At 42.5% G+C, this 6695-nt stretch carries 7 protein-coding genes; 5 read left to right on the top strand and 2 right to left on the bottom strand.

The genetic code is table 11. From position 1 onward, the window contains the following. The first annotated feature begins 264 nt into the window (after positions 1-264). Positions 265-501: a hypothetical protein gene (locus tag AC805_RS03670; protein ID WP_055074157.1), complete on the top strand. Its 237-nt coding sequence runs from the start codon at positions 265-267 to the stop codon at positions 499-501. A gap of 76 nt (positions 502-577) precedes the next feature. Here AC805_RS03670 and AC805_RS03665 read toward each other — a convergent pair whose 3' ends face one another. Beyond that, the gene (locus AC805_RS03665) at positions 578-1114 is read right to left on the bottom strand and encodes a cyclic nucleotide-binding domain-containing protein (RefSeq protein ID WP_072143507.1); all 537 of its coding nucleotides are present in this window, start codon (positions 1112-1114) and stop codon (positions 578-580) included. 457 nt (positions 1115-1571) lie between these two features. Beyond that, complete coding sequence (locus tag AC805_RS03660; RefSeq protein ID WP_055074155.1) at positions 1572-3164, bottom strand: glucose-6-phosphate isomerase; 1593 nt, start codon at positions 3162-3164, stop codon at positions 1572-1574. A 364-nt stretch (positions 3165-3528) separates the two neighbouring features. Here AC805_RS03660 and raiA point away from each other — a divergent pair, with 364 nt between their 5' ends. The 4 genes from raiA to AC805_RS03640 all read left to right on the top strand — a co-directional run bounded on the left by raiA (position 3529) and on the right by AC805_RS03640 (position 6500). Continuing rightward, positions 3529-4104, top strand: a complete 576-nt coding sequence (gene raiA / locus AC805_RS03655) for a ribosome hibernation-promoting factor, HPF/YfiA family (protein WP_009625632.1) — start codon at positions 3529-3531, stop codon at positions 4102-4104. 317 nt (positions 4105-4421) lie between these two features. Beyond that, positions 4422-4808 (top strand): preQ(1) synthase, encoded by a 387-nt coding sequence (gene queF / locus AC805_RS03650; protein ID WP_055074154.1) that lies wholly within the window; start codon positions 4422-4424, stop codon positions 4806-4808. A gap of 38 nt (positions 4809-4846) precedes the next feature. Further along, entirely contained in the window at positions 4847-5281 is a 435-nt protein-coding gene (locus AC805_RS03645; protein ID WP_055074153.1) for a biopolymer transporter ExbD, read from the top strand. Beyond that, positions 5241-6500 (top strand): energy transducer TonB, encoded by a 1260-nt coding sequence (locus AC805_RS03640; protein WP_197278617.1) that lies wholly within the window; start codon positions 5241-5243, stop codon positions 6498-6500. The genes AC805_RS03645 and AC805_RS03640 overlap by 41 nt, the downstream gene beginning before the upstream one ends. Positions 6501-6695 lie beyond the last annotated feature (195 nt).

Below are 6695 nucleotides of genomic sequence, written 5' to 3'. Positions count from 1 at the left end.
GTTATACCAATTCACGAAAGTGTGACAACACTTTTGTGAATTAAAAAACAAACCCAGTAAGGTTTTGAGATTCCCCAAATGGCGTAGCCATTTGGGGAATTAGTATTACTATATATCTTGAGATTTATATCTTGAGGGCTATATCTTGCGAAATTTCTAGACTCTCCTTAAGAGCGATTGCCTTTAATTGTAAACAATTGTTAAGATAATTCCATCAAATAAAAAGCAAATTGTTAAACAATTTCGCATCTCAAGGAGAAATGTATGGAAACCAAATTTGATTTTAGCGGCGATAATCTTTTCAAACCCATCGCTTTTCGTGAAGACTTCAATCAATTTGCACGCCTTAGCGAAACCCAAGCTTGGTCGCTATTTTTTACCGCCAGCCGTGAAGATAGTGCCCTTGGATTAAGTAGAGCTGCTGGAAGATTTTGGACAGGGCTAGTAGTTGCTACTATTGTTGAAGCTATTCTCGGCGTTACTATTTTTCAAGTTTTTTAATCAACGGCAACCGCTCAAATCACGATCGCTATATTGTCTAGAGCCTCTTGATTTGAGCATTTAAAACTAACTTGCCCTAACTTGTCCGCACATTTTTAATCAACCAATTAAACTTGGCTTCGGCAAGTTCTAAGTTACTGATCATCGACTGACTGAATCCGCCAAGATGAGCCTCTAAACCATCGAGATCGTAGCCATAGCCGAGTCTACTGACAGTGCCACGGAGGCGATCAGAAACACAAAGGCAAATCGCGCGATAAAATCTTGACGAAAAATTTGTATCCTGCTGTAGTTTCGATAAAAGCTGTACTCTGGGAATTGATAGCACTACGCTCTCCTCTAACGATCTCACGCTAGCAAGCGGTGGTCTCGTATCGATAAAAGATACTTCGCCGACGATTTCGCCTTCAGAAATTTTAGCGAGCTCTTTTTTATCCTGTGATTCAATGGCGACACTAAACGAGCCATTCACCACAATATACAGAGCTTCGCTGATTTGACCTTCTCGAATCAATAGGCGATCGGGCGGAATCGTCTCTCTCTTTCCTTTCTGGACAAACCAGTCAAGATCGCTATTATTAAGTTCGCTAAAGAAAAGCAAAATTTTCTTCACATTTAACCTCTGTAACTGAATAAAACGTAAGAAGTCATATTCTTACAGATTCTTTCGTAGAAGTGGCAATGCTGCTTGAAAAACTTAAGAAATGGTAATCTTGCAGCCTTTATACCACGTTAAGAAATGGTTATGCCATTTCTTAACGTGAAAACCATTACTAGGTTTATCGTGAGTTCGGAATAATTTGAAATGGGGTTTGAGAAAGGGCTTGCTACGCAAACCCCAAAAGTAAAAGCCTTGCTAAGCAAGGCTTTTACTTTTGGGGTTTTAAAATTTGCCAGATTAACTCGAACTGACATTAGGTTTAGTTTTTAATTCACAAAAGTGTTGTCACACTTTCGTGAATTGGGATTATAGCTGCCCAAAAGACAAGTGGCGGAGCTTTGCTCCGCCACTTGTCTTTTGGGTTTTATCTCCTAAGCAAAACTTACGTTAAGGAGGGCTAAAACCCAACTTATTGAGGGATCAACATCAATTTTAGAGTCATGGGCTTAGATAAGTCGCCTTCAAATAGAATTTTGCAATTGGCATGAAGATGCCGAGCAATGTGATAAAGAGATTCAATTTCCTCTAGAGCGTCTATTTTGACAGCAATCTCTTGTAATGAGAGAGATACGGTTGACGATCGCAAGGTGTCAACGAGTTTCTTTTGCAAAGCAAGGACTTTTGCGCCAGCTTTCTTACCTGCCTCGACTCCAGGCTGGTGGTAAGCATTGATATTGACTAGGGAAGCATAGAAGCTCACCGCCCGCTCATATAGGGCAATTAACGCACCGACCGTCAGTTCGGATACCACGGGGATCGTCACTGTAATTGAGTCTCTACCATTGTCATAGAGGGCACTGCGAGTTCCTTGGAGAAACCCTAACAAATAATCACCTGTAACCACACCTTCTTCAACTTCAGGATGAGCCTTGGCGGAATCTTGCAGAACTTCGATGAAAGTTGCAAAAAAGTTAGGAACGCCTTCACGCAATTGTTGAACGTAGGCATGTTGGTCGGTAGAACCCTTATTTCCATAGACGGCAATCCCCTGATATACGGTATTGCCATCGAGATCTTTTTCTTTACCAAGAGATTCCATTACTAGTTGTTGCAGATAACGGCTAAAAAGTAGAAGTCGATCCTTATAGGGGAGGACTACCATGTCTTTTTCGCCTTTGCCATTGCCCGCAAAGTACCATGCCATAGCAAGCAACGCGGCGGGATTGTGGCGCATATCTTCGTTGCGGGTAGCCGCATCCATTAAATTCGCGCCACGCAACATTTCGCGAATATTAATACCTTGCAAAGCCGCAGGCAGCAGACCAACAGCCGATAGTTCTGAGGTTCTACCACCAATCCAGTCGTACATGGGGAATTGATCGAGCCAATTATGACCGATCGCATATTTCTCCAAAGCACTACCAACCCCTGTGATCGCAATGGCTTGCTTGGCAAAGTCTAACCCTGCCTTTTGAAAAGCAAATTCAACTTCTTTCATCGCATTGGCGGCTTCAGGCGTGCCCCCAGACTTAGAAATAACTAAAACTAAGGTGGTGCTAAGGCGATCGCCTAATAGATCGAGCACTAAATCGATCCCATCGGGATCGGAGTTATCCAAAAAGCTAATTTTGAGGGGCACATCCGCCTTAGCAAAGCATTGGGCAACAAATTGGGGGCCTAGAGCCGATCCGCCAATGCCAATGGACAGAATGTCGGTAAAGCGATCGGCGGTCGGTGGATGAATGTCCCCAGCATGGACTTTTTGGGTGAAATCTTCAATGCGATCGATGGTTTCCGTAATATTTCGACGTAATTCTTCTGTAGGGGCGAGTTCAGGCGATCGCAACCAGTAATGTCCAACCATACGTTGCTCATCAGGATTAGCGATCGTGCCCGACTCTAGGGCTTTCATATCTGCAAAAGCCTTGACAAACTTAGGTTGTATCTGTGTTATAAAGTCTGGCGTAAATCCAATCCGACTGATATCCACATAGATACCCAAATCCACGTGGTAGTACAGCCAGTCTTGATAACGTTGCCACAGTTCCACAGCCGAACTCATACGAACCTCACTTTGCTTTTTCTAAATAGCTTAGATGTGAATAGCTTAAAACAGGCGATACACAATGCCAATCGTAAGTGATAAGTAGCAACCTTGTTTGAAGTTATTTGTACAGATTTGGCTGGTCAAGTTGATCTCTGATTTTTAGATTTAGCGGTTTTCGCGCCTGTAGCTTGAAAAACATCAAATTTGGTTATTAAATCTACGTTAAGAAGTACATCAAAGTTGGCTTACTGCCCCTATCAAAGTGTTATGGTGATCGCATAGCCAAATCAGCTATTCGGCGTAATGGGGTAATTAAAACAAGATTACGCGCCACAACTTTATTTTGGCTGATTTGGAACTCAGAAGCGAGGTTATAAAGATGAAACTTGTAATTCAAGGCAAGAATATTGAAGTCACGGAAGCCATCCGCGAATATGTCGAGCAAAAGATCGACAAAGCGGTGAGTCATTTCCAAGCATTAACGACTGAGGTGGATGTCCATCTCTCAGTGGCTCGTAACCCTCGCATTGCTTCTAGTCAATCGGCAGAAGTAACAGTGTACGCCAATGGATCGGTGATCCGCGCAGAGGAGAAGAGTGAGAATTTGTATGCCAGCATCGATCTAGTAGCTGACAAAATCTCACGTAAGTTGCGTAAATTTAAGGAGCGCAAGACCGAACGAGCGGCGGCAAAAACTAGTGTTGCAGTACTAGAACAACCTCCTTTACCATTGCCAAACGACAATCGGGTGGTTGAATTACCTTCTCAAGTTGTGCGAAATAAGTATTTTGCCATGCCCGCCCTATCCGTTGATGAGGCTCTAGAGCGTCTAGAGTTAATCGACCATGATTTCTATGTTTTCCGCAATGCTGATACAGGGGAAATCAACGTTGTCTATGAACGAAATCATGGTGGTTATGGGGTAATTCAACCCCATGATGTCAAAAAACATTAAAAATAAACAATGAAGCTGCCCAGATACTTACGGCGCGGTATCGCAACTTACTGAAATGTGTCAACATTGCGGTGAATTAAAAACCTAGAAGAGCATACCTCCCCGCTACGCGGAGAGGTATGCTCTCTGGTTTTAGTTTTTAATTATGTCGAACTAATTATTGCTTCATTTTATTTGAGTGAAAGTAAAAATCCCTCAAAAAAAGAGTGGCGCGTTGCGCCACTCTTTTTTGCTGATTAAATTTGCTACGCTAGAAGACGAAAGCGAATCTTTCGCTATTTCATACTACGCAATTTTATTTTTATTTCAGAGCAGATATGACTGTTAAGTACGGCGAACAAGCGATCGCAGAAGCAACGCTCACGACTTTCCCAAATCCTAGAATTGGCAGAGACTATAGCATCCAACTTACTCTTCCCGAATATACTTGTAAGTGCCCATTTTCAGGCTATCCCGACTTTGCCACCATTCACATTACCTATACCCCAAACCTATTATTGGTCGAGCTCAAAGCAATTAAGCTCTATATCAATAGCTATCGCGATCGCTTCATCTCCCACGAAGAAGCCGTCAATCAGATTTTGGATGATTTTGTAAAAGCTAGCGATCCTCTTAGAATTAATGTCAAAGGCGATTTCAGTCCTCGTGGCAATGTACACACCCTTGTCGAAGTAAATTACACCAAACCTCAAGAAACAATCTAGCCATAAATACGTCCCATGGATATGAGCATCGTTGATTTATGAAACTTCGCAAAAAATACCCAACATCTGCCAACGCTGAAATTAATCTGACTGCATTGCTAGATGTAGTATTCTCAATTCTGGCATTTTTCGTTCTGTTATCCGCCGCCCTTACCGTGCCCAGTCGCATTGGGGTCGATTTACCCATAAGCGATCGCAATACTAAGGGCGAATCAAACTCAGAAGGGCTAAAGCCAGAAGATGTTTTTGTAATCACCCTCGATCCTTCGGGACAAATGCTAAAGGATGGAAAATTTATTTCTTCTTCCCAATTAGCCCAAGATATTAGTAGATTCTTAGCAATCTCTAGCAAGGGGATGGTTGTACTTAGTGCCGATGACTCCAATGTCTCCTATCAAATTGTGATTAGTCGTCTATCAGAATTAAGAGCAATTGCGGGAAATCGGGTGGCGATCGCCACATCGCGATCTTAGTCATCGTTTACATTTCCTTAAGTTCACCTACTTACAAAAATCCATGTTGCCAACCGAACCGAAGAGTGACCTAAGCGACCTAACTGTAAGTCAAACCAAGCAACCTGAGATGAAGCATACGCAGATATCTACACTGCACAGTTCCATCCTTAAATTTACCCATAAGGCGGGTAACCTCGCTGTCAAATATCCCTTTTGGGCACTTGTAGCTAGCTCTCTTGGAATTCATGCTGCTTTTGCATTCATTACACCAAATCCACTTAAAAAGACCGAGACACCCCCAGAACCAGTAGTAGTGTCAACGCTTCCCGTTGTTAAATTACCACCCAAATCACCTATTACCTCATCAAATAAATCTCTCTTCAGCAACCTATTTGTCAAACCTATTCCCAATAAAATTGGCACGCCCCTTAATTCATTTCCCAATACATCGCTTAATTCGCCTTTAACCTCGTTGGATCTAAATTCCCCAGATAATTTAGAAGATTTGCCCCCGTTATCCTCAGATTTTTCGGGCATTACAACTTCGCCCCTCTCCAAATACACCAGAGAGCCAGACCAATCGGTAAAACCCCAACCTCGCGTATCGACTCCCCCCACAAATCCTCCATCTCGCTTTACCGCATCGGGACAGATCGATAACAGCAATCCGCCAACTAAACTGACAAATAATAGTAATCTGAGGCCTGAATTTCAGAACGGTGGCATCAAAAATCAACCAACTTCGCCTACGTCACCTCCGCAAAACAATTCCAATACGAAACCAACTCAAACTCCCAATAACTCACAAGGATCGCAAGGATTAGTTGCCTCGAATTCTCATAATGGCGATCGCAATGAAGCGGAGATCGTCAACATTTCATCGCCTTATCCCACCAATGACCAACAATTTATCGATTTATTATCAAAACAAGCGGTTATAAATACAAGGATTGTTCCTGAGGGAAAATTAATATCAGCAACTGGTCCCGAAAGAGAAAAAGGAGTGGAATGGATCGCCCCCAAGGTGTCTAGTGTGGCGGGAAAAAGTGGCTCGGTCATATTTATGTGGCTGGTCGATCCTAGCGGTAAGGTTAAGAAACTCTATTTAAAGTCCAGTGGATTTAAAGAGTTAGATGATATTGCTAAGGAGACGGCTAAGGAATATAAATTTAAACCCCTTGAAGATCCGCAAAGTGGCAAATTCCGACTCGTTACGGCTAAGTATGAATTCCCCTAATATCGCTTAGGCAACGAGCTTTGAGAAAGGGTTTGCTATGCAAACCCTTTCTCGCCCAAAAGTAAAAGCCTTACTAAGCAAGGCTTTTACTTTTGGGCTTTGATAATTTGCCAGCTTAACCAGAACTGAAGTTATACCAAGTTAAGAAATGGCTACGCCATTTCTTAACTTGAAAACCCTTGCTAGGTTTAGTTT

The sequence above is a fragment of the Pseudanabaena sp. 'Roaring Creek' genome (assembly GCF_001402795.1).
GTDB lineage: Bacteria > Cyanobacteriota > Cyanobacteriia > Pseudanabaenales > Pseudanabaenaceae > Pseudanabaena.
The sequence above is the reverse complement of the archived record's forward strand: the minus strand, read 5'-3'. Positions and strand labels throughout refer to the sequence as shown.

Excerpts from the sequence above, each read along its gene's own strand:
- queF (WP_055074154.1), top strand. The coding sequence starts at position 4,422 with ATGACTGTTAAGTACGGCGAACAAGCGATCGCAGAAGCAACGCTCACG.
- AC805_RS03660 (WP_055074155.1), bottom strand. The coding sequence starts at position 3,164 with ATGAGTTCGGCTGTGGAACTGTGGCAACGTTATCAAGACTGGCTGTAC.
- AC805_RS03670 (WP_055074157.1), top strand. The coding sequence starts at position 265 with ATGGAAACCAAATTTGATTTTAGCGGCGATAATCTTTTCAAACCCATC.
- raiA (WP_009625632.1), top strand. The coding sequence starts at position 3,529 with ATGAAACTTGTAATTCAAGGCAAGAATATTGAAGTCACGGAAGCCATC.
- AC805_RS03645 (WP_055074153.1), top strand. The coding sequence starts at position 4,847 with ATGAAACTTCGCAAAAAATACCCAACATCTGCCAACGCTGAAATTAAT.